30 protein-coding genes are annotated in these 25084 nt (G+C 73.5%); 12 read left to right on the top strand and 18 right to left on the bottom strand.

The annotated features are described in order from the left end of the window. Positions 1-49 precede the first annotated feature (49 nt). On the bottom strand, positions 50-1729 hold the full coding sequence (locus tag LGQ04_RS05395) for a PP2C family protein-serine/threonine phosphatase (protein WP_229242677.1): 1680 nt from the start codon (positions 1727-1729) through the stop codon (positions 50-52). A gap of 159 nt (positions 1730-1888) precedes the next feature. Here LGQ04_RS05395 and LGQ04_RS05390 point away from each other — a divergent pair, with 159 nt between their 5' ends. Continuing rightward, a complete protein-coding gene (locus tag LGQ04_RS05390; RefSeq protein ID WP_229242676.1) occupies positions 1889-2884 on the top strand; it encodes a hypothetical protein in 996 nt (331 codons plus the stop codon). An 87-nt stretch (positions 2885-2971) separates the two neighbouring features. Then, complete coding sequence (locus LGQ04_RS05385) at positions 2972-3175, top strand: hypothetical protein (protein ID WP_229242675.1); 204 nt, start codon at positions 2972-2974, stop codon at positions 3173-3175. Positions 3176-3229: 54 nt separating this feature from the next. Here the strand turns inward: LGQ04_RS05385 and LGQ04_RS05380 are convergent, their stop codons facing one another. The 9 genes from LGQ04_RS05380 to LGQ04_RS05340 all read right to left on the bottom strand — a co-directional run bounded on the left by LGQ04_RS05380 (position 3230) and on the right by LGQ04_RS05340 (position 10684). Further along, positions 3230-3994: an amino acid ABC transporter ATP-binding protein gene (locus LGQ04_RS05380; RefSeq protein ID WP_229243014.1), complete on the bottom strand. Its 765-nt coding sequence runs from the start codon at positions 3992-3994 to the stop codon at positions 3230-3232. Between the two features lie 62 nt (positions 3995-4056). After that, on the bottom strand, positions 4057-5088 hold the full coding sequence (locus LGQ04_RS05375) for an amino acid ABC transporter permease (RefSeq protein WP_229242674.1): 1032 nt from the start codon (positions 5086-5088) through the stop codon (positions 4057-4059). A 130-nt stretch (positions 5089-5218) separates the two neighbouring features. Then, positions 5219-6166, bottom strand: a complete 948-nt coding sequence (locus LGQ04_RS05370) for an ABC transporter substrate-binding protein (protein WP_229242673.1) — start codon at positions 6164-6166, stop codon at positions 5219-5221. A gap of 191 nt (positions 6167-6357) precedes the next feature. Continuing rightward, a complete protein-coding gene (locus tag LGQ04_RS05365; protein ID WP_229242672.1) occupies positions 6358-6525 on the bottom strand; it encodes a methionine/alanine import family NSS transporter small subunit in 168 nt (55 codons plus the stop codon). Continuing rightward, positions 6522-8135, bottom strand: a complete 1614-nt coding sequence (locus tag LGQ04_RS05360; protein WP_229242671.1) for a sodium-dependent transporter — start codon at positions 8133-8135, stop codon at positions 6522-6524. The genes LGQ04_RS05365 and LGQ04_RS05360 overlap by 4 nt, the downstream gene beginning before the upstream one ends. 222 nt (positions 8136-8357) lie before the next feature. Beyond that, entirely contained in the window at positions 8358-8990 is a 633-nt protein-coding gene (locus tag LGQ04_RS05355; protein WP_229242670.1) for a hypothetical protein, read from the bottom strand. A gap of 13 nt (positions 8991-9003) precedes the next feature. Continuing rightward, positions 9004-9582 (bottom strand): hypothetical protein, encoded by a 579-nt coding sequence (locus tag LGQ04_RS05350; protein WP_229242669.1) that lies wholly within the window; start codon positions 9580-9582, stop codon positions 9004-9006. Positions 9583-9827: 245 nt separating this feature from the next. Further along, the gene (locus LGQ04_RS05345; protein WP_229242668.1) at positions 9828-9998 is read right to left on the bottom strand and encodes a hypothetical protein; all 171 of its coding nucleotides are present in this window, start codon (positions 9996-9998) and stop codon (positions 9828-9830) included. Then, positions 9995-10684, bottom strand: a complete 690-nt coding sequence (locus LGQ04_RS05340) for an LmeA family phospholipid-binding protein (RefSeq protein WP_229242667.1) — start codon at positions 10682-10684, stop codon at positions 9995-9997. Before LGQ04_RS05340 ends, LGQ04_RS05345 begins: the two co-directional genes overlap by 4 nt. Positions 10685-10729: 45 nt before the next feature. Between LGQ04_RS05340 and LGQ04_RS05335 the strand changes: the two genes are divergently transcribed. Both LGQ04_RS05335 and LGQ04_RS05330 read left to right on the top strand, forming a co-directional pair. Then, complete coding sequence (locus tag LGQ04_RS05335; protein ID WP_229242666.1) at positions 10730-11515, top strand: LLM class F420-dependent oxidoreductase; 786 nt, start codon at positions 10730-10732, stop codon at positions 11513-11515. 80 nt (positions 11516-11595) lie between these two features. Then, positions 11596-12393 carry a uracil-DNA glycosylase gene (locus LGQ04_RS05330; RefSeq protein WP_372469993.1) on the top strand — a complete coding sequence of 266 codons (798 nt, stop codon included), beginning with the start codon at positions 11596-11598 and terminating at the stop codon, positions 12391-12393. A gap of 68 nt (positions 12394-12461) precedes the next feature. Here the strand turns inward: LGQ04_RS05330 and LGQ04_RS05325 are convergent, their stop codons facing one another. The 6 genes from LGQ04_RS05325 to LGQ04_RS17670 all read right to left on the bottom strand — a co-directional run bounded on the left by LGQ04_RS05325 (position 12462) and on the right by LGQ04_RS17670 (position 16717). Further along, positions 12462-12626 carry a hypothetical protein gene (locus tag LGQ04_RS05325; RefSeq protein WP_229242665.1) on the bottom strand — a complete coding sequence of 55 codons (165 nt, stop codon included), beginning with the start codon at positions 12624-12626 and terminating at the stop codon, positions 12462-12464. 110 nt (positions 12627-12736) lie between these two features. Further along, positions 12737-13165, bottom strand: coding sequence for a VOC family protein (locus LGQ04_RS05320; protein WP_229242664.1), 429 nt, complete (start codon positions 13163-13165; stop codon positions 12737-12739). A gap of 25 nt (positions 13166-13190) precedes the next feature. Beyond that, entirely contained in the window at positions 13191-13565 is a 375-nt protein-coding gene (locus LGQ04_RS05315; RefSeq protein ID WP_229242663.1) for an STAS domain-containing protein, read from the bottom strand. Positions 13566-13815: 250 nt separating this feature from the next. Next, the gene (locus LGQ04_RS05310) at positions 13816-14295 is read right to left on the bottom strand and encodes an aminoacyl-tRNA deacylase (RefSeq protein WP_229242662.1); all 480 of its coding nucleotides are present in this window, start codon (positions 14293-14295) and stop codon (positions 13816-13818) included. A 58-nt stretch (positions 14296-14353) separates the two neighbouring features. Then, complete coding sequence (locus LGQ04_RS05305) at positions 14354-14671, bottom strand: DUF2087 domain-containing protein (protein WP_229242661.1); 318 nt, start codon at positions 14669-14671, stop codon at positions 14354-14356. Positions 14672-14761: 90 nt separating this feature from the next. Next, positions 14762-16717, bottom strand: coding sequence for a M15 family metallopeptidase (locus LGQ04_RS17670; protein ID WP_229242660.1), 1956 nt, complete (start codon positions 16715-16717; stop codon positions 14762-14764). A 189-nt stretch (positions 16718-16906) separates the two neighbouring features. Here LGQ04_RS17670 and LGQ04_RS05295 point away from each other — a divergent pair, with 189 nt between their 5' ends. The 3 genes from LGQ04_RS05295 (at position 16907) to LGQ04_RS05285 (ending at position 19449) form a co-directional block, all read left to right on the top strand. After that, positions 16907-17419 carry a hypothetical protein gene (locus LGQ04_RS05295; protein ID WP_229242659.1) on the top strand — a complete coding sequence of 171 codons (513 nt, stop codon included), beginning with the start codon at positions 16907-16909 and terminating at the stop codon, positions 17417-17419. A gap of 229 nt (positions 17420-17648) precedes the next feature. Continuing rightward, complete coding sequence (locus LGQ04_RS05290) at positions 17649-18104, top strand: hypothetical protein (RefSeq protein WP_229242658.1); 456 nt, start codon at positions 17649-17651, stop codon at positions 18102-18104. Between the two features lie 181 nt (positions 18105-18285). Beyond that, positions 18286-19449 carry a GAF domain-containing sensor histidine kinase gene (locus tag LGQ04_RS05285; RefSeq protein WP_229242657.1) on the top strand — a complete coding sequence of 388 codons (1164 nt, stop codon included), beginning with the start codon at positions 18286-18288 and terminating at the stop codon, positions 19447-19449. A 5-nt stretch (positions 19450-19454) separates the two neighbouring features. Here LGQ04_RS05285 and LGQ04_RS05280 read toward each other — a convergent pair whose 3' ends face one another. After that, positions 19455-19883 carry a pyridoxamine 5'-phosphate oxidase family protein gene (locus LGQ04_RS05280; RefSeq protein ID WP_229242656.1) on the bottom strand — a complete coding sequence of 143 codons (429 nt, stop codon included), beginning with the start codon at positions 19881-19883 and terminating at the stop codon, positions 19455-19457. A gap of 91 nt (positions 19884-19974) precedes the next feature. Next, positions 19975-20679: a response regulator gene (locus LGQ04_RS05275; RefSeq protein WP_229242655.1), complete on the bottom strand. Its 705-nt coding sequence runs from the start codon at positions 20677-20679 to the stop codon at positions 19975-19977. Positions 20680-20876: 197 nt separating this feature from the next. Here LGQ04_RS05275 and LGQ04_RS05270 point away from each other — a divergent pair, with 197 nt between their 5' ends. The 5 genes from LGQ04_RS05270 (at position 20877) to LGQ04_RS05250 (ending at position 25083) form a co-directional block, all read left to right on the top strand. After that, entirely contained in the window at positions 20877-21782 is a 906-nt protein-coding gene (locus LGQ04_RS05270; protein WP_229242654.1) for a universal stress protein, read from the top strand. 106 nt (positions 21783-21888) lie between these two features. Next, positions 21889-22851, top strand: coding sequence for a metal ABC transporter substrate-binding protein (locus tag LGQ04_RS05265; protein WP_229242653.1), 963 nt, complete (start codon positions 21889-21891; stop codon positions 22849-22851). Continuing rightward, positions 22848-23612: a metal ABC transporter ATP-binding protein gene (locus tag LGQ04_RS05260; protein WP_229242652.1), complete on the top strand. Its 765-nt coding sequence runs from the start codon at positions 22848-22850 to the stop codon at positions 23610-23612. The genes LGQ04_RS05265 and LGQ04_RS05260 overlap by 4 nt, the downstream gene beginning before the upstream one ends. Next, entirely contained in the window at positions 23609-24478 is an 870-nt protein-coding gene (locus LGQ04_RS05255) for a metal ABC transporter permease (protein WP_229242651.1), read from the top strand. The genes LGQ04_RS05260 and LGQ04_RS05255 overlap by 4 nt, the downstream gene beginning before the upstream one ends. Positions 24479-24582: 104 nt before the next feature. After that, positions 24583-25083 (top strand): hypothetical protein, encoded by a 501-nt coding sequence (locus LGQ04_RS05250; protein WP_229242650.1) that lies wholly within the window; start codon positions 24583-24585, stop codon positions 25081-25083. Position 25084: the final 1 nt, after the last annotated feature.

Below are 25084 nucleotides of genomic sequence, written 5' to 3'. Positions count from 1 at the left end.
CCGACGGCGGTCCACCGGGCACCGGGCCTCACGACCCACCGCCTGTCTATCAGCCGCCGCCCACGGAGGCGGCGCGCGCACCGGCGGCGTCCGCGGCCCGGGCGCCCCTCGCCCTCTCGGGACCGACGTAGACGACGAGCGCCACGTCGTCGCGCGCCGCGTCACCGACCAGCTCGGTCAGGAGGGCGTCCGCGACCTCGTCCGGCGCCGTGTCGCGGACCACGCGCGCCGCCGCGGCGGCGAGCCGGTCGAGGCCGTGTCGCAGGTTCTCGCCACGGCGTTCCACCAGGCCGTCGGTGTAGACGAGCAGGACGTCGGACGCGCCGAGCACCACGGTCTGCTCCGGCCGCGCCGCGCCGGCGAGCGTCAACGGCGCGCCCTGCGCCTCGTCGAGCCACTCGCCGTCGTCCTCGCGCACGAGCAGGGCCGGAGGGTGCCCGGCACCGGACCACACCAGCGTCCCGGCCGACTCGTCCAGGACACCGCAGAGCACGGTGGCGAACTCGGCCCCCGGCAGGGCGGAGGCGAACCGGTCGAGGGCCGTGAGCGTCGCCGCAGGTCCCTGGTCGTCGATCAGCAGGGCGCGTCCCGCGCTGCGCAGCTGACCCATGAGCGACGCCGCGTGGAGGCCGTGACCGACGCAGTCGCCGACGAGCAGGCCCCACCGTCCCGAGCCGAGCGGCACGACGTCGTACCAGTCGCCGCCGACGGCGTACCGGTCGTCCGCGGGACGGTAACGGGTGGTCCACCGGTGCGACGTGAGCTGGTCCGGGAGCATGGCGAGCTGCAGCGCCTCGCTCGTCTCCCGGAGGTCGTGCACCTCGACCTCGCGCGCCACGCGCTCGCGGGTCGCGACGACGAGCGACGAGGCGACGAGGCGGAGGAACGCGCGAGTGTCCTCGTCGTACGGCCGGGTGGGAGCCGCCTCGAGCAGGACGGCACCGAGGAGGCCGGTGCCCTGCGTGGCGGGGAGCGGCGCGACGAGGAGCGGGCCGTCCGCGACGGCCGTGCCGCTCCGCGTGACCCGGCGGACGTGGTCGGAGCGGACGTCGTCGGACGTCGTCGTCCCGCGTCCCGCCGACGCCACGGGCGCGAGGCCGTCGGGGCCGGCGAACCACACCTCCGCGAGGGCGAGGTCCGCGCTCCCCCGCACGGCCTCGACGAACTCACGGGCCAGACCGGCGGGCGACTGCGTGTGCTCCAGCAGCGCGTGCGAGAGGAGCTTGAGGGTGCCGAGGCGTCGCTGCCCGACGACCTGTCCCGTCGTCTCCGTCGCGATGTCGAGGACGCCGCGCACGACCCCGTCGTCGTCCTCCAGCGGGCTGTAGGAGAAGGTGAAGAACGTCTCCTCGAGGTAGCCGGACCGCTCCATGAGCAGGCGTGCGTCCTCGGTCCACGTGGGCCGGCCCGACCGCAGGACCTCGGCGAACAAGGGCCCGATGTCGTCCCAGATCTCGTCCCAGACGACCCGTGCGGGCGCACCCATCGCCACGGGGTGCTTGTCGGTGCCGAGCATCGCCCGATACCCGTCGTTGTAGACCATGGTGAGGTCGGGTCCCCAGGTGAACATGACCGGGAACCTGGTGCTGAAGCACAGGACGAACGCGGCCCGCAGTCCCTGCGGCCACGTGGAGGGGCGACCGAGAGGTGTCGCGGCCCAGTCGACCTCGGCGGCGAGCGCGCCGGTGCTCGTCGTCGCCGTGGCGCGCGCGAACCAGTCGGGTCTCATCGACACAGCGTAGGTCGTCACCCGCGCGCCGACCCGCGCGGGCGTCCCGTGCGCGGGCGTCCGTCCGTCCCGGGACGCGGGCGATTCGTCCGCGCCGCCGCGCCTGCACCATAGTGTTCCCGTCGCTCGCGCCGTCCGGCGCCCGTCGAAGGAGGTCGTATGGCCGTGCGGTTCGTCCCGCCGCCCGGATGGTCCGTCCCGCCGGGGTTCACCCCGACGACGGACTGGCACCCGGACCCGTCGTGGCCACCGGCTCCCGCGGGCTGGGTGTTCTGGGTGGACGACGACGCCGCCCCGGCCGTCGACCACCCCGTGGTCCGGGCGACGGTGCCGGTCCCGCCCGTCCCCGCGCCCACGCCCACACGTCGGTCGATGCGCGAGCGGCAGTCCGGCGCGACGCCGGCGGTCGCGCTCGACGACCACCCGGTCGCGACGTCGACGATGATCCTGCCGGCCCTCGCCGGCGCAGGCGCGGTGGCCGGAGGCGCGGCGCCCGCACCCCCCGTCGCGACGGCGCCAGCGCCCGCACCTCCCGTCGCGCCTCCTGTCGCGACTCCTGCCGCCGCGCCTCCTGTCTCGGTGCGACCCGTCTCCGGGCCGACGCCGGTGCGTCCCGTCCCGGGATCCCGCGCGTCCGGCGTGGGTCCGCTCGCGCTGCCGGGCGCGGACGACGACGAGGGCACGCCCGAGCGGGGCCGCCGCTGGGTGGTGCCCGCCGCCGTCGGGTTGGCGGGGCTCGCCGTCGGCCTGCTCGTGGGCATCGGCCTGACGCTGTCCGCGCAGGGCGCGGCGCAGGAGGCGAAGGAGGAGGCGGAGCGCGCGCTCGCCGAGGTGGCGGAGCAGCGGGAGCAGCTGGAGTCGGAGCGCGCCGACCTCGACGCGCAACGGGCCGACCTCGACGCGGCGACCACGCAGCTCGCGGAGCGCGAGGAGTCCGTCGCCCGGGCGGAGGAGGACGCCGCGGAACGCGCGGAGCAGCTCGACGAGCAGCAGGCCGAGCAGGACCGGTGGCAGCAGGACCAGGACGACCAGGGAGAGCCCGGCGGCCAGGGCGACGGGAACAACGGGAACGGCAACAACGGGAACGGCAACAACGGCAACGGGAACGGGAACGACGGCTCGTGGAGCTGGGAGGACTGGGGCTGGAACCCCTGACGGGCACCACGGTTCGTCCACACGCACCACACGGACACGACACCGCTTCCGGTCGCGCGCTTCACGGGCGTCGCCGAGAGTGGTCGCGTGCGCCGGACCCCCCTCACCCCCGACAGCGAGACGCCCATCTTCGACGCGCTGGTCGTCGAGTACGAGCAGCAGCTCCCCCTGGTCCACCTGGGGCGGGCGCTGAGCGGGGAGCTCGTCACGGTGGCACGGCCGGTGGGGATCGAGCCCCGGATCGTGCCGTCGCGGGACGTCCCGGTGCTCCCCCGGCGGCGCGCCTCCTGACCGCGACCGCCTCCTGAACGCCCTCGCCTCCTGACCGCGGCCGCCCCCCGACCGCTACAGCACGTGCGCGAGGAAGCCCTTCGTGCGCTCGTGCTGCGGGTTGCCGAGCACGTCCTCCGGCGACCCCTGCTCGACGATGACGCCCTCGTCCATGAACACGACGGAGTCGGCGACCTCGCGGGCGAACCCGATCTCGTGCGTCACGACCATCATCGTCATGCCGGAGCGTGCGAGGTCGCGCATGACGGCGAGGACCTCGCCGACGAGCTCGGGGTCGAGCGCCGAGGTGGGCTCGTCGAACAGCATGAGCTCGGGATCCATGGCGAGCGCGCGGGCGATCGCGACGCGCTGCTGCTGGCCGCCCGAGAGCTGCGCCGGGTAGTGGTCGGCCCGGTCGGAGAGCCCGACGCGCTCCAGGAGCTCCGCCGCCCGCGTGCGCGCCTGCGCCCTCGGCGTGCCGAGCACCTGCACGGGCGCCTCCATGACGTTCTCCAGCGCCGTCATGTGCGGGAACAGGTTGAACCGCTGGAACACCATGCCGATGCGTGCGCGCTGGCGTGCGACGACCTTGGGGTGCAGACGGTGCAGCACCGTGCGCCCCTTCTTCGTCACCTCGCGGTACCCCATGAGCTCGCCGTCGACGTGGATGCGCCCGCCGGTGATCTCCTCCAGCTCGTTCACGCACCGCAGCAGCGTGGACTTGCCGGAGCCGGACGGCCCGAGCACCACGCACACCGACCCGCGCGGCACCTCCAGGTCGACCCCCTTGAGGACGTGCAGGTCGCCGAACATCTTGTGCAGGCCCTGGACCTGCACCATCGGCGTCCCGGTGGTCTCGGGTCGGTCCGCCGTCGTGTCCGACGGCGCGTCGTGCGTCCCGCTCACGGGGTCACCTCCAGGAAGGGGTCGTCCTTCGTCGTGCCGGACGCGGCGATGAGGTCCTGCTTGCTGGGCTTCCTGCCCCGCCCCCCGCGACCGCCGTCCTTGCCGCCCGGGCCGCGCCCGCGCCGTCGGCCCCCGGAGGGCTGGTCGCCGAACCCGCGGCCGTAGTACCGCTCGATGTAGTACTGGCCGACCATGAGGATGCTCGTGATGAGCAGGTACCACAGGGCCGCGACCATGAGCAGCGGGATCGGCAGGAAGGTGCGGTTGCCGATCGCGTTCGTCGCGTACGTGAGGTCGAGGGTGAACGGCACCGCGAGGACGAGCGACGTCGTCTTGAGCATGGAGATCGTCTCGTTGCCCGTGGGCGGCACGATGACGCGCATGGCCTGCGGGAGGACGACGCGCGTGAGGATCTTCGAGTCCTTCATGCCGAGGGCCTTCGCGGCCTCCGTCTGGCCCGGGTCCACGGACCCGAGGCCCGCGCGCACGATCTCCGCGAGGTAGGCGGCCTCGTTGAGGGCGAGGCCGAGCAGCGCCGCCCAGAACGCCGTGATGACGTCCTGGGTGCGGAACTCGAAGAACTCCGGGCCGAACGGGATGCCGACGCTCAGGCGCGGGTACAGCACGGCGAGCAGGCCCCAGAACACGAGCTGGGTGTAGACCGGGGTGCCGCGGAAGAACCAGATGTACGCCCAGCTCACGGACTTCATCACCGGGTTGTCGGAGCGGCGCATCACCGCGAGCCCCACCGCGAGGACCACCGCGATCAGCATCGACCCGAACGTCAGGAGGAGCGTCCAGCCGACGCCGCGCACCACGTTGACGTCGCGCAGGTACAGCCACACGACGTCCCAGCGGAACTTCTCGTTCGTGACGAGACCGTTGACCGCCATCGCGGCGAGGACGAGCAGCACGACCGCGGAGATCCACCGGCCGGGACGCGGCACAGGACGGGCGTGGATCCTGTCGGGCACGGGGTCGGCCGACGCGTGGTGCCGGTCGGCGGGACTGCGGTCGGACGGGGCCATGGGTCCACCTCGGTTCAGGGCTCGGCGCACCGAGCGGCCACGACGCGCGCGTCCTCGCGCCCGTCGACGACCAGTGTGCCGGTCGCGGGCGCCCACGGCGGGCGCCCGCGACCGGGCGGTCAGGACAGGGTCAGCCGACCGACGGGTTGATCTCGGCCGTGTCGAGCATCGCGTCCTGCGAGCCCCACGCGCCGAGCGCCTCGGCGAGCGTGCCGTCGTCCATGAGGCCCTGCACGGCGGCCTGGATCGCCTCGGCCAGCTCCGTGTCCTCCTTGGCGACGACGATGCCCTGCGGCGCGGAGTCGAACACGTCGCCGAGCTGCTCGATCTGACCGCCGGTCTGCTCGATCGCGTACCCGACGACGGGCGAGTCGGCGTACATGACCTGGGCCTTGCCGCCCACGAGGTTGGTCGTGGCGTCCGCCTGGGAGTCGTACTGGAGGATGTCGATGGCCTCCTCGCCGGCGGCCTCGCACTCGTCGCTCTGCACGGCGATGTCCTCGTCCTGGATCGTGCCCGTCTGCACGGCGACCGTCAGCCCGCACAGGCTCTCGGGGTCGACGTCGTCCGGGTTGCCCGACGCCACCGCGTACGCGGAGCCGGCGTTGAGGAACGAGATCATGTTCGACTGCTCCATCCGCTCCTCCGTGATGGTGAACGAGGAGATGCCGGCGTCGTACTTCGTACCGAGCGCCGGGATGATCGCCGGGAAGTCGGCGGACTGGATCTCGACCTCGAGGCCGAGAGCCGCGCCGACGGCCTTGATCGTGTCGATGTCGAAGCCGACGGGCGTGCGGCCGTCCTCGCCGATGAACTCCGCGGGGGCGTACTCGGTGTTGGAGCCGACGACGAGCGTGCCGGCGGACGCGACGTCCTCGGGCAGGAGCGCCACGGCGTCGTCGTTCACCTCGACGCTCGACGGGTCGAACGTCGCCGGGGCGGACGTCTCGCCACCGTCGGCGTCGCTGGAGTCGGTGCCGGTCTGCGACGCGTCGGTGCACGCCGTGAGGAGGAGGAGGGCGGTCGTCGCGGTGAGGGCGACGAGCCCGGTGAGGGGAAGCTTGCGCGAGGGACGCATCGGGTTCTCCGATCGGGATGTGGGCCAGGCAGGGGGCAGCGTATGCACCGATCGTCACCGTCGTGTTACGTCGGCACCCGGGAGGGGGACGTACGGGGAACGGAGGACCCGGCGGTGCGCGGCACCAGGGCACGAGTGTGCGGGAGACCCTGCCCTGGTGCCAAACCGGCAGCACGGAGCACCCGTGGGGTCTACGTGTCGTGCTCCAGCGGGGCCGTGTCCTCACGGTGGTCGTCCTCCCCGCCGGGCGGGAAGTCGGTGCGCTCGGGCCGCGCGCGCAGCGCGAGGACGCTCGCGATCAGGCCGCCCCACACGACGACCATGGCGAGGAGCATCAGGAGGATCGCGGGCGTGCTCATCGGGCCACCTCCGGCTTCTCTGTACGGGCGACCGCCTCGCCCGGCGGGTAGGGCGGCCACGGCGTGAACGCGTCGGGGCTGCGCCGCCAGCGCAGCACCGTGAGGACGATCGCACCGCCGATCAGCACGACGACGGTGCCCCAGCCGACGAGGTCGGTGTACCAGCCCGGGTACGGCTGAGTACCGGGCCCGTTCGGGTAACCCTCGGCGATCAAGGTGACGATCCGCGAGATCAGCATGTAGCCGAGGACGACCGGGGCCAGGACGGCGAGGAACACCTGCCACCAGGTGCCGACACGGAACGTCGAGACGGTGTTGAGGTGGTACTGAAGCTCGCGCCCGCGGCGCAGCACCCAGAGCACGAGAACGCACGTGAGGACCGCGGACGCGACGACGCCGACGTTGTTGACCCACTGGTCGGCCGTGTCGAGCGCGTTGAGCCCGTCCGCGGTGGAGAACAGCAGCACCGACACGACCGCGGTCACCAGCCCGACGCGCAGCGCGGACTGTCGCGGCGTCCACCCGAACTTCTCCTGGAAACCGGCAGAGATCACCTGCGTGATGGACAGCAGGGACGTGAAGCCGGCCATCGCGAGCGAGCCGAAGAACAGGACGCCGAACAGCTGACCACCCGGCATCTCGGAGATGATCGCGGGGAAGGTGATGAACGTGAGCGTGGGCCCGGCGATGTTCTCGAGCTCGTCGATCGCCACGCCTTCCTGCGAGGCGAGGAACCCCAGGGTGGAGAACACGCCGATGCCCGCGAGGATCTCGAACGAGGAGTTGGCGAAGGCGACGACGAGGCCGGGCGACGTGAGGTTCGCTCGCCGCTTCCGGTACGACGCGTACGTGATCATGATCCCGAAGGCGATCGACAGGGAGAAGAAGATCTGGCTGTAGGCGGCGATCCACACGTTCGCGTCACCGAGCGCCTCCCAGTTCGGCGTGAACAGCGCGTCCAGCCCGTCGGCCGCGCCCTGCAGGAACAGCGAACGGACGACGAGCACGAGGAACGCCACGACGAGCAGCGGCAAGAAGACCATGTTCGCGCGCTGCACACCTCGCGCGACGCCACCCGCGAGCACGACGACCGTCAGGATCCAGACGATCGCGAGCGGGACCAGCACGCCGGGGACGAAGTCGAGCGAGATGCCTGGCTCCGAGACCTGGAGGTAGTCGCCGGTGAAGAACGCCGCCGGGTCGTCGCCCCACCCCAGGTCGAACGAGAAGACGAAGAAGCTGAGCGACCACGCGATCACCGCGGCGTAGTACACCGCGATGACGAAGCAGATCATCACCTGGAACCAGCCGAGGGACTCCAGCCAGGTACGCAGGCGACGAAAGGCCGCCGGGGCCGAGCCCCGGAACCGGTGCCCGATGGCGTAGTCCAGGAACAGGATCGGGATGCCCGCGGTGAGCAGCGCGACGAGGTACGGCACGAGGAACGCGCCCCCGCCGTTCTCGTACGCCACGCCGGGGAACCGCCAGATGTTGCCCAGCCCCACGGCCGAGCCGATCGCCGCGATGATGAACCCGACCTGCCCGGTCCACTCCTCGCGCGGCTTCTGCGGGGCGGCGGACCCGCCCGTCGTGCCCGTCGTCTTCGCCACGCGTCCCTCCGGATCTAGCGGTTGCCCGGCCGTCCGGCGTTCGAGCGCCGCGGCACCGGGGCCTTCGTCCGGATTCGACGGTACTGACGTCGCCCCCACGGCGCGACCTCAGGCGGCATGACCACGGGTCCTGCTGCAAGGACGAATCCCCCGCCCGCGTCCTGTGGCGGCGGGCAGGGGAGTGTCAGGTCCGTCCTCCGGAGCACCCCGTGCAGCCGGCAGTTACGAGCCTGCCACCTCGGATCCCACGAGGTCGTCGATCTCCGACAGGTCGGACACACCGACGACCAGGTCCGCCCGGCTGTCGTCATCAGAACGGAACGTGCCGTCCGGCTGCTCCTGGAACTTTCCCTGGTCCACCCCGAGCACGTAGAACCGTTCGTCGTCGCCACCGTTCAGGAACAGGAGCGCCTCGTCGCCGTCGTCGAGGGGTTCGTGTCCGGGAAGCACGTAGTGAGCGCTGTCGGTCTCACCACCGAGTTCGACGACCTGCACGACGTCTCCAACGGTGACGTCGCCACCTATGACCTCACTCACCTCGACGTCATGGACGGTAACGACGACTGCCGCCGCCTCCAGCTCCTCGTCGCTCGGGGCCTTCCCCGTGCCCGCGTACGGGTTGAGCTGGGGGTCGTCGGACGTGTACTGCGGGTACTCCTTCTCGACGCGCGTCTCCTTCACCGAACCCACGAGGATGGCGGTCGACGCCGTAGCCAGCTCGTCGACGTCCTCGTAAGTTGGGGCGTCGACAGCCATCTCGACGTAGGTCGGCTCCGTCGAGCACGCGCTGAGCGCGGCGACGGCCGCAGTCGCAGCCGCAACCGCGACGAAACGCAGCCTTCTGAATGTGTACACGATCTGGTCCCCCTCAGTATCGGGCCGAGACATTGGCCTTGTCCGACGTCGACGGATAGACCATCGAGTTGCGATTCCGACTTTCCTTCATGATTGACGCCTGGGAGCCGGATGGGTTGTCCGCCAGGCTGAAGGCGTGACCATACTCGTGCACATAGACGCTGCGGACGAAGTTGCTGAAATTGCTCGCGCTCTTGTTGATCGTCCGTGAGTTCAGCTTGATCGTGAACAGATAGCCCGTGTACACGATCGAGCTGTCGTAGCGACGGGTGTAGACGCCGTACCAGTCGGCCGTGTAGCTCCCGACGACCGCAGAGTTGTAGTGGCCGAGCGCCGGCTTCGTCCCTGTTCGCTTGATCTTCGCCTCGGGCACGGCCGCCCACCCCTTCTCGGCGAGCCCGAGCGGTGAGTTCCAGGTCGAGTTGTACGACGGCCGGTACACGGTGAAGGAAGCACGCGGCATCCCGTTGCTTGTGTACGTCGCCGCCGCTGCGCTCTCGACGCCAGTCATGAGCAGGAGGAGCGCGACGATCGACGCCGCAGCCGCCCTTGCTCTACCTCGAAAAAGCCCCCTGCGTACTGCAACAGCCATGTTGCACTCATTTCCTAGGTACGAGCAGAACGTTGCTCGAGTTCGGCCAAAAGGTAGTCCATCGAACACCGACCGGTCAAGACTTCGAAAGCATGAATTCTTCGGAGGTCCCGGGGCGTTTCCGATCTCGCTCGAGCGGCGCTGCGATGCCGGCCAGAGCGCCCCGGCGCCTATCCGAAGAGGTGCCGCCGAGCTCGCGGCCGCGGTCCGCGAGCGCCCGAAGCCCCGGAACGACGGCCCTGGAACTACGGCGCAGGAAGGAGCTCCTGTCCCTGGACGGCCCCGAGGTGCCCGACGGCGCGCGCGACCCCCGGCAGGTCGGGTGCGCGGAGGCGGTGCGTGGCGAGGCGCGCGGCGCGCACGTGGTCGCCGTCGACCGGCGGCGTCCCCGGTGCCGGGCCGCGCGCCGGGCTCACGACGCGACCAGGTCCTCGACCGCGACGTCCGTCCCGGACACCGTGACCCGGACACCGCCGTCGGCGACCTGCACGGCGTCGAGCGTGACGCCGTCGGGCAGGTCGAGCGGGACCTGCAGGTCGGTGAGGCCGCGGGCGACGACGTCCGGCAGGTCCTCGACGGACACGACGCCCAGCGCGGTGCGGACGGCGTCGACGTCGACGGCGAGCGTGTCCGGCCCGGCGACTCGCGGGGTCACGTCCACGGTGAGGTCGAGCCCGAGCAGGTCCAGGCCGAGGGCGAGCACGTCGCCGTCGGCCGTGACGGTGGCCTCGAGGCCCGACTGCTCGCGCAGCGCGTCCTGCAGGGACGTGTCCGCGATGACGCCCGACGCGGTGCCCGACGCGATCGTGTGCGGCGCGGACGTGCTCACGCCGCGCGCGTCCACGTCGAGGTCGGTGACGGCGTACCCGCCGAACGTCGCCGAGTCGGCGGACCCGGTGACGTGGGTGAGCTCGCCGCCGACGAGCTGGGTGAGGAACGGGAAGCCCGTGATGTCGACCGTCGCGCCGGAGACGTCCTGCGCCTCCTCCTCGAACGCCGTCACCGCGCCGCGCTCGGCGGAGCGCACGGCCACCCGGTCCGCGACGACGGCCGCGCCGACGAGCAGCACGAGCACGACCAGGACTCCGACGAGGCGCTTCATGCGCTCACCCTAGGTCCCGGGGCGGTCGCCACGTAGGTTGGCGCCATGACCTCTTCGCAGCACCCCTTCCGCATCGGTGTCCAGCTCCAGCCCCAGCACGCCGAGTACGCCCGGATCCGCGACGCGGTCCTGCGCGCCGAGGACCTCGGGGTCGACGTGATCTTCAACTGGGACCACTTCTTCCCGCTCTACGGCGACCCGGACGGCAAGCACTTCGAGTGCTGGACGATGCTCGGGGCGTGGGCGGAGCAGACCGAGCGCGTCGAGATCGGCGCGCTCGTCACGTGCAACAGCTATCGCAACCCGGAGCTGCTGGCGGACATGGCGCGCACGGTCGACCACATCTCGGGCGGTCGGCTGATCCTCGGGATCGGCGCCGGGTGGTTCGAGAAGGACTACGACCAGTTCGGCTACCCGTTCGGCACGGCGGGGTCGCGCATCGCGCAGCTCGCCGAGGACATGCCGCGCATCCGGGCACGGCTCGCGGCCGGGAACCCGGCGCCGACGCGCGAGATCCCGCTGCTGATCGGCGGCGGCGGGGAGAGGAAGACCCTGCGGATCGTCGCCGAGCACGCGGACGTGTGGCACTCGTTCGGCGACGCGTCGACGCTCGCCCGCAAGAGCGGCATCCTCGACGAGCACGGCGAGGCCGTGGGCCGCGACACGGCGACGCTCGTCGAGCGGTCGGTCGCGGTGTCGGACGCGCCCGCCGACGTCGCGCCGGGCCTCGTCGACGCCGGCGCGACGCTGTTCACCGTCAGCGCGAGCGGCCCCGACTACGACCTCGACCTGGCCCGCGAGTGGGTCGCCTGGCGCGACGCGCAGGGGTGAGCTCTCCCGCCGAGCACGAGGTTGCTGTCGTCAAGAGCTGTATTTCGACACGAACCTCGTGCTCGGCCGCGAGCAACGTCGTGGTCGGCGAGCATGGGACGGTGACGCCCGACGACGCCGACTACCCGCGGGCGGTCCGTGACGCCCCGAACCTCGACCGGCTCGACGCGCACCTCGTCGAGTGCCGGGCATGCCCGCGGCTCGTCGCGTGGCGCGAGCACGTCGCCGACGTGCGGCGCGCGTCGTTCCGCGACGAGACGTACTGGGCGCGTCCCGTGCCGGGGTTCGGCGACGGGCGGCCGGGGATCCTCGTCGTCGGGCTCGCGCCCGCCGCGCACGGCGCCAACCGCACGGGTCGTATGTTCACGGGCGACCGCAGCGGGGACTTCCTCTTCGCGGCGCTGCACCGCACGGGGCTCGCGAACCAGGCGGCGTCGGTGTCCGCCGACGACGGGCTGCGTCTCACCGGGGTGCGCGTCACCGCGCCCGTCCGGTGCGCCCCGCCGGACAACAGGCCCACGCCCGAGGAGCGACGGCGCTGCGGCCCGTACCTCGCGCGCGAGGTCGAGCTCGTCGGGGCGAGCGTGCGCGTGGCGGTCGTCCTCGGCGGATTCGGGTGGCAGGCCCTGCTCGCCACGCTCGCCGAGCAGGGGTGGGACGTCCCCCGGCCACGGCCCCGGTTCGCGCACGGCGCGGAGGTGACGCTGCGCCGTCGGGCACCGGTGCCCGACGGCGCGTCCCCGGCCGCGGCGGGCACGCTCACGCTCCTCGGGTGCTTCCACGTGAGCCAGCAGAACACGTTCACCGGGCGCCTGACGCCCGCCATGCTCGACGCCGTGCTCGTGCGCGCCCGGGAGGTCGTCGGCCTCGCCGGGTGATGCACGTCGGCGCGAGCGATGCACTGCGGAGTGCATCGCTCGGACCGAGGTGCAGCGCTCGCGCAGCGTCAGCGGGTCGCGGTCGTCGGCGACTGGCGGCGCGGGGCGTCCGCCCAGCGGCGCCGCTCCGCGACCCGGGGTGCCGTGCGCCCCAGGAGACGGACCTGCTCGCGGCGCGCGAGGACCTCCATGCGCCGCAGCTCGCGCTCGAGCGGGGACGATGCTGCCGTCATGCTGCTCTCCTTCTCCGAGTGATGCTCGGTGCCCGAGGAGAGGGACGGACGACGACGCCGTTCGTGACACCGGTGGCACAGCGGCGGCGCGGGAGGTCGGGCAGGCGGACTCAGCCCGTCGGGAGCGCGGACCCCTCGTACCCCGTGGCGAACTCCTCCGTCGGTGGGATCGGCGTGATGACGTCGACCAGCACACCGTTCGGGTCCGCCATGATGAAGTGCCGTTGCCCGAACGCCTCGTCGCGCAGGGAACGCAGCACCGGGACCCCGGCGGCGACGACACGGTCGTGGAGCGCGTCGACGTCCTCCACCTCGAGGTTCAGCAGGAGGCCCTGCGCGCGGCCGCGACCGCTCTCCGGGACGGTCTCGTGGTCGCCGTCGAGCACCGCGAGGTTCACCGACTCGTCGTGCGCGGACTGCAGGTGGACGTACCAGTCGCTCGTGAAGAGCGGCCGGAAGTCCAGGTGGTCCACGTAGAACGCGGCCGTCCCCGCGACGTCGCCGGTCATGAGCACCGGGTACCAGCTCGTGATGCGCACGTCCCGCCCCCTTCTCGCCCGTCCGTCAGCGGGCGCCGACGATCTCGATCGGTCCCGTCGACGCGCCGGTGCGCTCGACCGGGATCCGCCCGCCCATGCCGATCATGTCGAGCAGCTCGACGATGCTCGGCGACGGGTCCCGCAGCACGACGCTGCGCCCGTCCTCCTGCCCGAGCAGGTACAGCTGGATGATGAAGGCGATCCCCGACGAGTCGATGAACGTCACCTCGGAGACGTCGATGACCACGGGGCCCGCGGTGGCGAGCACGGAGGACATCGCCTCGCTCGCGCGGTCGCGCAGGGCGGCGTCGACCTCCCCCCACATCGTCACGACGACACCGCCGTCACGAGGTTCGTCCGTGATGCCGCTGCCTCGGTCGATCGCACTGACCGTGTCCATGCGCTCCAGCTCCACCTTCACTCGAAAGTCGTCCTTGCGTGCTGCTGCGCCCCGGGTGCCCCGATCCTGTCCAACGCGCGGGGGACGGCACCTGTTCCCGGGCGGGGCGTCGCACGCCGCCGGCGACCGCGCCGGACGACCACGACCGGAGCACGACGAGTGTGCACCTCCCACGACCACCGCACCACCGCTCCGGGTGTGCGGACGGTCACCTCCACGAACCTCTCACGCCGACCGACCGCGCGGACCGCTACAGCGGGTCGGTCACGTCCGCGACCCGGGCGTCGAGCACCCGGACGAGGTCCGCGCCGTCGACCGTCGCCGCGACGCCGTGCGCCCCCGCACCGATCGACACCGGTCCCGCCCCGGCCCCCGCGACCACTCTCTCGTCCGCCACCACGGGCCACGCGTGCGTCGCGCCGAACGGCGTGATCGTGCCCCTCTCGTACCCCGTGACGTCGCGCGCGACCTCCTTGTCCGGCATGGACAGGCGCGACACCCCGAGGAGGGCGCGCAGGCGCGGCCAGGAGATCTGCCGGTCGCCGGGGACGAGCACGAACAGGTAGTCGTCCTCCGCGCGGCGCACCACGATCGTCTTGAGCACCTGCGCCGGGTCGACACCCCGTGCGGCCGCGGCCTCCTCCAGGGACGAGACCCGGCCGTGCCGCGTGAGGGTGAAGCCGATGCCCGACGCCTCCAGCGCCGCCACGGCACGCTCGCTGCTGCTCATGCCCCCGACCCTAACCGCGCTCGGGCGACCGGGCCCGGCCCTCGGGCCGCCGGAGAGCTCACACGTCGTCGAACTCCGTGACGACGGTGCGCCAGTACGCGGACCCGTCGCGCGTGCGGTGCACCAGCCCGTCGTCGACCATCGCGCGCCGCTGCGCCGCCGGGTCGGCCGCGAGCTCGCCGATCCGCCGGGTGAGGGTGAGCTCGGTGACCGGCTCCTCGAGCGGCAGCACGCGCGCGGCGAGCCAGCGCGTGACGAGCTGCCGGTCCCGCAGCCGCCGCGGGCTCGTGACCAGACGGCCGTCGGTGAGGAAGCGTGCCGGGTCGGCCGCGCGCGAGGCCGGGCCGGGCGCGTCGGGCTGCTCGGGATCGGTCATGGCGTCGACCCTAGGCCGCACCACGCCCCGACCTCCAAGGTTGTCAGCGCCCCACGGGTCCGGGGACCGGTGGAGCGCTGACAGGTCGTGTCACTCCCCGGGCGTGGTGCCCGACGTCGCGTCGTCCGTGGGCATGGTCTTCTCGGCGGCCGTCTCGGTCGGCGTCGAGGTCGGCTTCGCCGTGGGCTCCTCGGTCGGCTCGTCCGTGGGCGGGTCCGTCGGGTCCGTGGGCGGGTCCGTGGGATCGGTCGGCGGGTCCGTCGGGTCCGTCGGGTCCGTCGGCGGGTCTGTCGGGTCCGTGGGATCGGTCGGCGGGTCCGTCGGCTTCGTCGGCGGATCGGTCGGCTTGGTCGGCGGATCGGTCGGCTTCGTCGGCGGGTCCGTCGGCTTCGTCGGCGGATCGGTCGGCTTCGTCGGCGGGTCCGTCGGCTTCGTCGGCGGGTCCGTCGGCTTGGTCGGCGGGTCCGTCGGGGTGGGCTTGGGCGTGGGCTTCGGCGTCGGGTTCGGGTTCGGCGTGGTGGTGCCCGGCGTCAGGTCCTCCGCGGGGGTGTAGCGCGTCGGCATCTCGCCCGCGCCGAAGAACTCGAAGTGCCACGGCTCCGGCTTCACGCCGCCGGGGCGCGCCCACGCCGGGTTGTCCCACCCGTAGTCGGGCGCGTGCAGGCGCATCCACACGTACTCCGCGGACCGCCCCGACGGGACGCTGCCACCCACGTCGATCGCGAGGCCCCACCCGTGCTGCGAGGTGCCCGGCACGGCCGCGAGGTACGGCTTCATGGCCTTGAGCCGCACCTGGTCCTCGTAGCTGCGGTAGGAGTCCGTGATGGGCAGTGCGTGCCCGAACTCCTTCTCGAACTCCGCCGCCAGCGCCTCGAGCTGCTCCGCCGCGTCGCACCGCAGCGACTGCCCCGGGGCGAAGGAGAGGTCGCACAGCACGTCCGCGGGGATCCGGCCGTTCTCGTAGTCCGCGGTCGAGTCGGCGTACTTCTCGACCACCTGGGCGAGACGCTCGGCGAGGGTCGTCCCCGGCGCGGGCTCGACCCCGTCGGCGGGGACGACGCCCACGCCGACGGACGGGAACGCCGTCGACATGTCGAGGAGGTCCGCGAGCCGGGTCGCGACGACGACGACGTCGTCGAGGGTCACCTCGCCGCCGACGCCGGCCTCGGTGCCCGGCGCGGAAGCGTCGCGCGCCCCGTCGTCGTCGGGCGTCTGCGGCTCCCCGGGTGCGCTGCCGAGCTCGCCCGGCGCGATGCCGTCGGGCGCCGGCACGTCGTCCTCGGGGAGCACCCGGTCGCCCGAGGTCCCCGGCGTGACGGCGGGCGGGGCGGTCGTCCCGCCGGTCGGCTCGTCGGCGTCGTCGCCGGTGACCGCCCGCGGCGCGCTGGGCATCGTCCCCGACGGCGTCGGGGTGGGGGTCGGGGTCGACGAGGGCTCCGGGGTCGCGGCTGCGGGACGGGCGGAGGCGAGCGTGACCTGCTCGACGTCGTCCGGCACGACACCGCTGTCCTCGACGGGGTCGCGCGGCCCCTCCCGCTGCGGCTCGTCCTGCGACCCCTCGGGCCGGAGGTCCGGCGGCGCGAACGGGTCGGGGACGTCGGGGAGCTGCGGGACCTCGGCCTCGTCGAGGGTGTCGTCGAGCTCGACGTCCTCCTCGGGGACGAGCTGGACGGGGACCCGGCGCGCGGCGTCCTGCTGCGCGAGATACGTCGCGACCAGCACGCCCAGCTCGGAGCGGGTCTGCTCGATGGACGGGCTCACGGCGCCGGACTCGAGCGCGTTCGCGGTCGCGAGGATCTCGATCGCGCCGTCGAGCCGACGCTGCTCGTCGAGCGGGCTCAGCTCGGCGGAGACGGGCTCCGCCGCCGTCGCGCGCGTCGTGGGCGTCGCGAAGAAGGAGTCGCCCGGGCGGGACTCGGTGCTGCCCACGAGCGCCGCCGCGAGGCTGATGGCGAGCGCGGAGGAGATCAGGACGTGCGAGACCACGCGCGCTGCGCGGGACGGCGCGCGGTCGTCCGCGTCCTCGCTGTGCGTGTCCGTGCTCACGTGTCTCCCCGGTGCGTGCTCGAGCGTGCCGGCCCATGGACCAGCCGAGCACAGACGTCACCGGGGACGCGCGTCATCGCGCCCGGCGCCGCGGTTGTGTCGGACGGTCGCGGTGCCTCGTCCGCCTACCGTACACCGCCGCCGTCGCGCTCTCACGGGGTTCTCATCTCGGGGGCGCAGAATGGCGCCATGAGTTCATCGCAGCGTCACCGCAGGTCAACGTCTCGGGTGCTCGCCGCCGTCGTCGCGACGACGGGTGCTCTCGCCCTCGCAGGGTGCGGCGAGGACGGTTCCGCGTCCGTGCCGGAGTTCACCCTCTCCGGGGACGGGCTCGAGCAGTTCCTCGACGACGCGCGCTCGCAGGCCGAGTCGATCGGGGACGACGTGCGCTCGCTGGGCGACGAGCTCGGCTCGTTGTCGGGCGACGCGCGCACCGCGGCCGAGGACGCCGCCGCCGCGGCGCAGGAGGCCGCCGACGAGGCGAGGACGGCCGCCGAGGACGCGGCGAACGCGACGGGCGAGGCCCGGGCGGAGGCCGAGCAGCGTCTCGCCGACGCCGAGGAGGCCCTCGCCCAGGCCTCGGAGGACCTCGAGTCGGTGACGTCGTCGCTCAGCGGCGCCGACGCGGCGGCCCGAGAAGCGCTGGACGACCTGCGCACCCAGGTCGACGACCTGCGCGGCGAGCTCGGCTCCGCCGGATGACCTAGGTCCCCCCGCCCCACGACCTTCGCCCGACGCACACACCCCCTTCACACGGGTTCCCTGGAGTCACAAGGCGCCGGGGCGCGAAGGCCCCGGTCGACGAGAGGGGACGATCATGACCACCATCGAGGGGCGCGCGAAGAACACGGTGCCCACCGTCCAGGGCGAGGGCACCTAGAGCCTCGGGCTCGCCGCACGGGCCGGCCGCCCGACGCAGGTGGTGCTCGGCGTGCTGCGCATCGCGCTCGGCTTCTACTTCCTCTGGGCCTTCCTCGACAAGACGTTCGGGCTGGGCTTCGCGACCCCCGCGGAGCGCGCCTGGGTGAACGGCGGCAGCCCCACCACGGGCTACCTGTCGGGCGTCGAAGGGCCCTTCGCCGGCTTCTTCAACGGCATGGCGGGCGCCGCCTGGGCCGACTGGCTGTTCATGGTCGGCCTGCTCGGCATCGGCCTCGCGCTGATCCTCGGCATCGGCATGCGGGTGGCGGCCGTCAGCGGCACGCTCCTCCTGCTCTTCATGTACCTGGCGTCGCTGCCCCTGGAGACGAACCCGGTCCTCGACGACCACCTGACCATGGCGCTGACGCTCGTCGCCCTCGCGATGATCGGAGCCGGTGACGTGCTCGGCCTCGGGACGGCGTGGAAGCGCCTGCCGGTGGTGCGCAGCAACCGCTGGCTCGTCTGACGCCGGACCGCCCGCCCCGTCGAGCGGCGGGTCCGGGGGCGCGAGCCAGGACCGCGGGACGATCTGAGGCCGTCGCCGCGAGAGCCGGCCCCCGGTGGCGGGGCGTGCGGGTGGTGGGGAGACCACCCGCACGCCCCGCCCTGACGTCTGCCCACGGCCGCCCGGTGAGAGACTGCGGGTGATGAACGCACAGACCGGCCCGCGCCCCGACGTCGGGCAGCGCGTCCTGGACGCCGTGGTGGCGGTGACGAGCGACCTCGACCTCGAGGTGGTGCTGCGCCGCATCGTGGCGGCCGCGATGGACCTCACCGGGGCCCGGTACGGCGCCCTCGGCGTGCTGGACCCCAGCGGGCGGGAACGGCTCACGCAGTTCCTGCCCCTCGGCCTCACGGACGACGAGGTCGCCGCGATCGACCACTGGCCGCACGGCGAGGGCCTGCTCGGCGAGCTCATCGACCACCCGGAACCCATCCGCGTCCCCGAGATCGCCGACGACGTGCGCTCGGCCGGGTTCCCCGAGGGCCACCCGCCCATGCACACGTTCCTCGGCGTGCCCGTCCGGGTGCGCGACACCGTGTTCGGCAACCTCTACCTCACCGACACCGCCGACGGCGCGCCCTTCGACGACGAGGACGAGGCCGCCGTCGTCGCGCTCGCCGCGGCGGCGGGCGTCGCGATCGAGAACGCCCGCCTGTACGGGCGGGCGAAGCAGGTCGGCGTCCTGGAGGACCGGGACCGCATCGCCCGCGACCTGCACGACGTCGTCATCCAGCGCCTCTTCGCGTCCGCGATGTCCCTCATGAGCGTGCAGCCGCTCGTCGTCGAGCCCGCGGTGCGGTCCCGCATCGAGGAGACGGTGTCCGACCTCGACGAGACCATCCGGCAGATCCGGTCCACCATCTTCGCCCTGCACACGGCCGCCGACCCCGACGCGCCGTCCATCGAGGACCGCCTGCGCGCCCAGGCCGCCGCTGCCACGACGGTCCTCGGCTTCGCCCCGGACGTGGACGTCGAGGTGGTCGGCGAACGGTCGGGCGCCGGCGTCACCGAGGGCGCGCCCAGCCTCCCGGCCGAGATCGCCGACCAGCTCGTCGTCGTGCTCGGCGAGTCCCTCACCAACGTCGCCCGCCACGCGGGCGCGCACGCCGTCCACGTCCACCTGCGCGTCACCGCCCACGAGGCCCGCCTCACCGTGACCGACGACGGCGTCGGCATCCGCGCGGGCGGCCGACGCTCCGGCCTGCGCAACATGGCCGCCCGCGCGTCGTCGCTCGGCGGGGGTTGCACCGTCACCGCGCTGCCCGACGCCGGCACCCGCCTCGAGTGGTGGGCGCCCCTCGGGTAGGGGCGTCAGGGGCGCTCGATGCGCCGTCCGGTGACGATGCGCGGGACGACCTTGATGACGCGGTCGCGCTCGCCGGGCACGAAGGTGACGAGCGGGAGGTCGAGCAGGCGTGCGCGCTCGGCCGGGTCGGTGACCTCGTACGTGCGGCCCACGAGCACGACGGACCAGCCGCTGCGTGCCTGCGCGTCGAACGAGTCGGCCTCGAACGCGACGACGGCACGGCTCGCCGCGACGGCGAGCTTCGACCCCTCGCCGGTGCGGAACACGACGTCGGGCCCGTCGAGCACGAAGTTCACCGGCTGGATCGCGGGCAGGGCGTGGTCGGTGTAGACGATGCGGCCCACGGGCACGGTCGCGAGGAGGGCGTAGCTCTCCTCGGGCGCGAGCTCCACGAGCCCCGCCTCCCGGGTGGCCACCCGCGCCGTCGTCTCCATGTCGCCATCGTCGCGCCGCGCCGTCGGGTCCGGGAGTGCCGAAGGTCCCGACGACGCGTGGTCGCCGGGCCCGCCCCCGGGGCCGGGGGCGTCAGGGACGCGGCTGCCCACCGGCGGTCCCGCCCGTGGTGCGGTCCCGCCCGGCCTCCTCCTGGCGCATCTCGGTCGCGAGGACCGCGACCTGGGTGCGCCGCTGGAGGCCGAGCGTGGCGAGCACGTGCGAGACGTAGTTCTTCACCGTCTTCTCGGCGAGGTAGAGGCGCTGGCCGATCTCACGGTTCGTCAGCCCTTCCCCGATGAGCGCGACGATCTGGCGCTCCTGCTGGGAGAGCCCTTCGAGCCGGTCCGGGGTCTCGTCGGCGGCGTGGCGCAGCCGCTCGAGGACGCGCGCGGTGCTCGACGGGTCGAGGAGGGACCCTCCGGCGGCGACGGTGCGGACCGCGCCGACGAGGTCGGACCCGTGGATCTGCTTGAGCACGTACCCCGAGGCGCCCGCGAGCACCGCCTGGAACAGCGCCTCGTCGTCCGCGAACGACGTGAGCATGAGGCAGCCGATCTCCGGCAGCTCCGACCGCACCTCGCGGCACACCTCGACGCCGGAGCCGTCGGGGAGGCGCACGTCGAGGATCGCGACGTCGGGTCGGGTCGCCCGGATGCGGGCGAGCGCGGAGGCGGCCGTGCCGGCCTCGCCGACGACGGTGATGTCGCCGGCGGCCTCCAGGAGCGCGGCGACGCCGCGCCGGACCACCTCGTGGTCGTCGAGCAGGAACACGCGGATCGGGTGGGGAGTGCCCATGCCGCCAACCTAGCGCGTCGTGCGGCGCCCGACCCCCGCGGGACGGCGGCACGGCGCGGATCGGTGACCAAGGTCCCGCCGCTCGTGGCCCGCCGCCCGTCGAGGACACCTGCCCGCGAGCGGTATCCAGGAGGGGACGGGGCCGCACGGGCACCGCGCCCGCGGCAGGGCCCCGCGACGAGGGCGAGGTGAGGACGATGAGCAGGGAGGACCGCACCGGCGAGGGGCCGGTGGTGATGGTCGGCGTGGACGGCAGCACGACGAGCGGCCGCGCGCTGGACCTGGCCGTGCACGAGGCGTCCCGGCGCGGGGCGCTGCTGTGGATCGTGCACGTCGTGAACGTGCCGGTGGTGACGTCGCCGTTCATGGGCGGCGCGTACTACCCGACCGTGGAGGACGTGGCCGCGTACGGCGAGCCCGTGCTCGAGGCGGCCGTGGACCGCGCCGCCCGGCTCGACCGCTCGGTCCCGGTGCGGACCGCGCTGCGGTCCGGGGCGCCGTCGGAGGTCCTGCTCGACGCCGCGAAGGCCGCCGACCTCGTGGTCGTGGGCACGCGCGGGCTGGGCTCTGTCGCGTCCGCGTTCTTCGGGTCCGTCTCGACGCGGCTCGCCGCCCGCAGCCCCGTCCCCGTCGTGGTCGTGCCGCCGGACGCGCCGCGCGAGCCCCGGAGCGCGGACGTCGTCGTGGGCGTCGACGGGTCGGAGCACGCGGACGCCGCGCTGCGCTTCGCGCTCGGCGAGGCCGCGACGACCGGGGGCCGCGTCGTCGCGGTGAGCGCGTGGCGGGTGCCGACCGCGGCGTGGGACGACCCGCCGTCGTACGCGGCGGCGGAGCGTGCGGCGCACGACGAGGCCGCGCGGACGGTCGAGGCCGCGCTCGCCCGGGTCCGCACGGCGGAGCACGACGCGGTCGACGTCGAGACGCTGCTCGTCGACTGCCGGCCGGGGGTGGCGCTGCACGACGCGGGCAAGGGCGCGACGCTCACCGTCGTCGGGTCGCGGGGCCGCGGCGACGTCCGGGGCATGCTGCTCGGCTCGGTCAGCCAGGACGTGCTGCACCACGCCTCGGGACCCGTCGCCGTCGTGCACGCCCCGCCCGCCTGACCGGCGAGGCAGTACCCCGGTCTGCCGAGGGAGTACTGGAGTACTACCTCAACGGATCGGGGCCTTCCGCTTGGACATGAAGGTGACCCGCGCTAGATTCTTCGGTATGCCGAACTTTTCTCTCCGGGCACCCCTGACCAGTGGTGCGGCGCTCGCCACGACGCTCGCGCTCGCCGCGTGCTCGGCCGGGACGGAGAGCGGCTCGGCGGCCGCCGGGAGCGACGACCGGCCCGTCGTCCTCACGACCTTCACCGTCCTCGCGGACATGGCCGAGAACGTCGCGGGCGACCACCTGCGCGTCGAGTCGATCACCAAGGTCGGCGCGGAGATCCACGGCTACGAGCCCACGCCGGGCGACCTGCGGCGCGCCGCGGACGCCGACCTGGTCCTCGACAACGGCCTCGGGCTGGAGGCGTGGTTCGACCGCTTCCTCGGCGACGTGGACGCGCCGCACGTCGTCGTGAGCGAGGGCGTCGAGACCATCCCGTTGGGCGACGACACGGCCGAGGAGTACCGCGGCACCGCGAACCCGCACGCGTGGATGTCGCCCGTCAACGGCCAGCTCTACGCGCGCACCATGGCCGAGGCGTTCGCCGACCTCGACCCGGAGCACGCCGACGACTACCGCACCGCCGCCGAGGAGTACGCCGCCGAGATCGGCGCCGTGCACGACGAGCTCACCGCCGCGCTCGACACCCTCCCCGCCGAGCACCGCGCGCTCGTCACGTGCGAGGGCGCGTTCTCCTACCTCGCACGGGACGTCGGCCTCACCGAGCACTACCTGTGGCCCGTCAACGCCGAGCAGCAGGCGACGCCGCAGCAGGTCGCCGGGACCATCGAGGCCGTGGAGGCCGACGACGTCCCCGCCGTGTTCTGCGAGTCCACCGTCTCCGACGCGCCGATGCAGCGCGTCGTCGAGGCCACGGGAGCGCGGTTCGGCGGCGTCCTGTACGTCGACTCCCTGTCCGAGCCCGACGGGCCCGTGCCGACCTACCTCGACCTGCTGCGCCACGACGCCGACACGATCGTCGCGGGGCTCACGGGTACCCCCGCGGGAGGCGGCGAATGAGCGCGGGCGACCGGGCGCCGTCGGGCACGCCCGCGATCGACGTGCGGGACGTCACCGTCCACTACGGCGACGTGCGCGCGCTCGACCGCGCGACCCTCGCGCTGGGGAGCGCGGACGGGCCGGGGACGGTGTGCGGGCTGGTCGGGATGAACGGGTCCGGCAAGTCGACCCTGTTCAAGGTGGTCATGGGCATGGTCCGCCCCGACCACGGCACCGTCCTGGTCGACGGCGCCCTGCCCGCGCGCGCCCGGCGCGCCCAGGCCGTGGGGTACGTGCCGCAGAGCGAGCACGTCGACTGGGCGTTCCCGCTCAGCGTGCGCGACGTCGTCATGACGGGCCGCTACGGCTTCCAGGGCTTCACGCGCCGCACCCGGCCGGCCGACCGCGAGGCCGTCGACCACGCGCTCGAGCGCGTCGACCTCACCGACCTCGCGGGGCGGCAGATCGGCGCGCTGTCGGGCGGGCAGCGCAAGCGCGCGTTCGTCGCGCGCGGGCTCGCGCAGGGCGCGACGATCCTCCTGCTCGACGAGCCGTTCGCGGGCGTCGACAAGCGCTCCGAGGCGACGATCACCGCGCTTCTGCGCGAGCTCGCGGCGGGCGGCGCGACCGTCCTCGTCTCCACCCACGACCTGCACGCCCTCCCCGCGCTCGCCGACGAGGCCGTCCTGCTCCAGCAGCGCGTCCTGCTCCACTCGACGCCGGACGAGGTGCTGCGCCCGGAGAACCTCGCGCTCGCGTTCGGCCTGGAGGTCGCGCCGTGACCGCGTGGGACCTGCTCGCCGAGCCGCTGTCGTTCGAGTTCGTCCGGACGGCGCTCGCCGTGACCGTCACCGCGGGGGTCGTGTGCGGCGTGCTGTCGTGCTGGCTCGTGCTGGTCGGCTGGTCGCTCATGGGCGACGCCGTCTCGCACGCCGTGCTGCCGGGCGTCGTGCTCGCGTACGTCGTGGGCGCGCCGTTCGCGCTCGGCGCGCTGCTGTTCGGGCTGCTCGCCGTGCTGCTCATCGGTGCCGTGCGCGACACGAGCCGGGTCAAGGAGGACGCCGCGATCGGCGTCGTGTTCACCACGCTGTTCGCGCTCGGCCTCGTGCTCATCTCCGTCACGCCGAGCCAGGTCGACCTCAACCACATCCTCTTCGGCAACCTCCTCGGGGTGTCGCGCGCCGACCTGCTCCAGGTGCTCGTGCTCGGCGCCGTGACGCTCGGGGTCGTCGTGCTCAAGCGTCGCGACCTCACGCTCTACGCGTTCGACCCCGTGCACGCGCACGCCGTCGGCCTCTCGCCGCGCCGCCTCGGGGCCCTCCTCCTCGGCCTCCTCGCGCTCACGGTCGTCGTCGCGCTGCAGGCCGTGGGCGTGGTGCTCGTCGTCGCACTGCTCATCACGCCCGGCGCGACCGCGTACCTGCTCACCGACCGCTTCTCCCGCATGCTGTGGATCTCGCCGCTCGTCGCCACGCTGAGCGGCGTCGTCGGGATCCTCGCGAGCTACTGGCTCGACACGGCGTCGGGCGGCACGGTCGTCGTGACGCTCGGGGTCGTGTTCGCGCTGGCGTACCTGTTCGGCCCCCGGCACGGGCTCGTCACGACGGCCCTCTCGCGGGCCCGACGGCGCCGCCTCGCCCGGGCGTGACGCCTCCCGGAGGAGTGCTGGGGCCAGCGGGTGTGTGCGAGATCTCCACACTTCGCCCGTGGATTCCCTGGTGCTTCCCAGGAAGGCCCGTCAGAATCGTGACCATGTCAGCGAGGACGAGCACCCCGGCCCCCGCGCCGCGCGGCCGCGGAGGCGCGCGCTTCGCCGCAGCCAGCCTCCTCGCCCTCGGCATGATGCTCCCCCTCGGCCCGTCCGCCACCGCCGCGGACGTCGAGGACCTCATCGCCGACGCGCAGGTCCAGACCGAGACGATCGGCGACGACCTCGAGCGCGTCACCTCCCAGCTCCCCGTCCTCTCCCCCGCGCTGCGCAACGACGTGCTCGACGCGACCGAGTCCGTGCAGGCCGCGACCGACGAGGCCCGCGCCGCGCTCGCCCGCGCACGGGACGCCGACGCCGCCGCCGACGGCCGTGCCGGGATCGCCCTCGCCGACGCGCAGGTCGCCCTCGACGCCGCCGCCGCCCAGCTCCGGTACGTCACGGGTCTCGCCCACGACGCGGGCGAGGGCGTCGCCGTCGCGCTGGAGCGCCTGCGCGCGCACATCGACGAGCTGCGGGGCGAGACGAGCCGGGCGACGGCCTGAC

It is taken from the genome of Cellulosimicrobium marinum (genome assembly GCF_020551945.1).
Classification (GTDB): Bacteria; Actinomycetota; Actinomycetes; order Actinomycetales; family Cellulomonadaceae; genus Cellulosimicrobium; species Cellulosimicrobium marinum.
The sequence above is the reverse complement of the archived record's forward strand: the minus strand, read 5'-3'. Positions and strand labels throughout refer to the sequence as shown.

What these genes read in the sequence shown, in the direction of transcription:
- LGQ04_RS05395 (WP_229242677.1), bottom strand. Translation starts at nt 1,729, where the DNA reads ATGAGACCCGACTGGTTCGCGCGCGCCACGGCGACGACGAGCACCGGC.
- LGQ04_RS05390 (WP_229242676.1), top strand. Translation starts at nt 1,889, where the DNA reads ATGGCCGTGCGGTTCGTCCCGCCGCCCGGATGGTCCGTCCCGCCGGGG.
- LGQ04_RS05380 (WP_229243014.1), bottom strand. Translation starts at nt 3,994, where the DNA reads ATGGTGCAGGTCCAGGGCCTGCACAAGATGTTCGGCGACCTGCACGTC.
- LGQ04_RS05375 (WP_229242674.1), bottom strand. Translation starts at nt 5,088, where the DNA reads ATGGCCCCGTCCGACCGCAGTCCCGCCGACCGGCACCACGCGTCGGCC.
- LGQ04_RS05370 (WP_229242673.1), bottom strand. Translation starts at nt 6,166, where the DNA reads ATGCGTCCCTCGCGCAAGCTTCCCCTCACCGGGCTCGTCGCCCTCACC.
- LGQ04_RS05365 (WP_229242672.1), bottom strand. Translation starts at nt 6,525, where the DNA reads ATGAGCACGCCCGCGATCCTCCTGATGCTCCTCGCCATGGTCGTCGTG.
- LGQ04_RS05350 (WP_229242669.1), bottom strand. Translation starts at nt 9,582, where the DNA reads ATGGCTGTTGCAGTACGCAGGGGGCTTTTTCGAGGTAGAGCAAGGGCG.
- LGQ04_RS05340 (WP_229242667.1), bottom strand. Translation starts at nt 10,684, where the DNA reads ATGAAGCGCCTCGTCGGAGTCCTGGTCGTGCTCGTGCTGCTCGTCGGC.
- LGQ04_RS05335 (WP_229242666.1), top strand. Translation starts at nt 10,730, where the DNA reads ATGACCTCTTCGCAGCACCCCTTCCGCATCGGTGTCCAGCTCCAGCCC.
- LGQ04_RS05325 (WP_229242665.1), bottom strand. Translation starts at nt 12,626, where the DNA reads ATGACGGCAGCATCGTCCCCGCTCGAGCGCGAGCTGCGGCGCATGGAG.
- LGQ04_RS05315 (WP_229242663.1), bottom strand. Translation starts at nt 13,565, where the DNA reads ATGGACACGGTCAGTGCGATCGACCGAGGCAGCGGCATCACGGACGAA.
- LGQ04_RS05310 (WP_229242662.1), bottom strand. Translation starts at nt 14,295, where the DNA reads ATGAGCAGCAGCGAGCGTGCCGTGGCGGCGCTGGAGGCGTCGGGCATC.
- LGQ04_RS05305 (WP_229242661.1), bottom strand. Translation starts at nt 14,671, where the DNA reads ATGACCGATCCCGAGCAGCCCGACGCGCCCGGCCCGGCCTCGCGCGCG.
- LGQ04_RS05295 (WP_229242659.1), top strand. Translation starts at nt 16,907, where the DNA reads ATGAGTTCATCGCAGCGTCACCGCAGGTCAACGTCTCGGGTGCTCGCC.
- LGQ04_RS05285 (WP_229242657.1), top strand. Translation starts at nt 18,286, where the DNA reads ATGAACGCACAGACCGGCCCGCGCCCCGACGTCGGGCAGCGCGTCCTG.
- LGQ04_RS05280 (WP_229242656.1), bottom strand. Translation starts at nt 19,883, where the DNA reads ATGGAGACGACGGCGCGGGTGGCCACCCGGGAGGCGGGGCTCGTGGAG.
- LGQ04_RS05275 (WP_229242655.1), bottom strand. Translation starts at nt 20,679, where the DNA reads ATGGGCACTCCCCACCCGATCCGCGTGTTCCTGCTCGACGACCACGAG.
- LGQ04_RS05270 (WP_229242654.1), top strand. Translation starts at nt 20,877, where the DNA reads ATGAGCAGGGAGGACCGCACCGGCGAGGGGCCGGTGGTGATGGTCGGC.
- LGQ04_RS05265 (WP_229242653.1), top strand. Translation starts at nt 21,889, where the DNA reads ATGCCGAACTTTTCTCTCCGGGCACCCCTGACCAGTGGTGCGGCGCTC.
- LGQ04_RS05260 (WP_229242652.1), top strand. Translation starts at nt 22,848, where the DNA reads ATGAGCGCGGGCGACCGGGCGCCGTCGGGCACGCCCGCGATCGACGTG.
- LGQ04_RS05250 (WP_229242650.1), top strand. Translation starts at nt 24,583, where the DNA reads ATGTCAGCGAGGACGAGCACCCCGGCCCCCGCGCCGCGCGGCCGCGGA.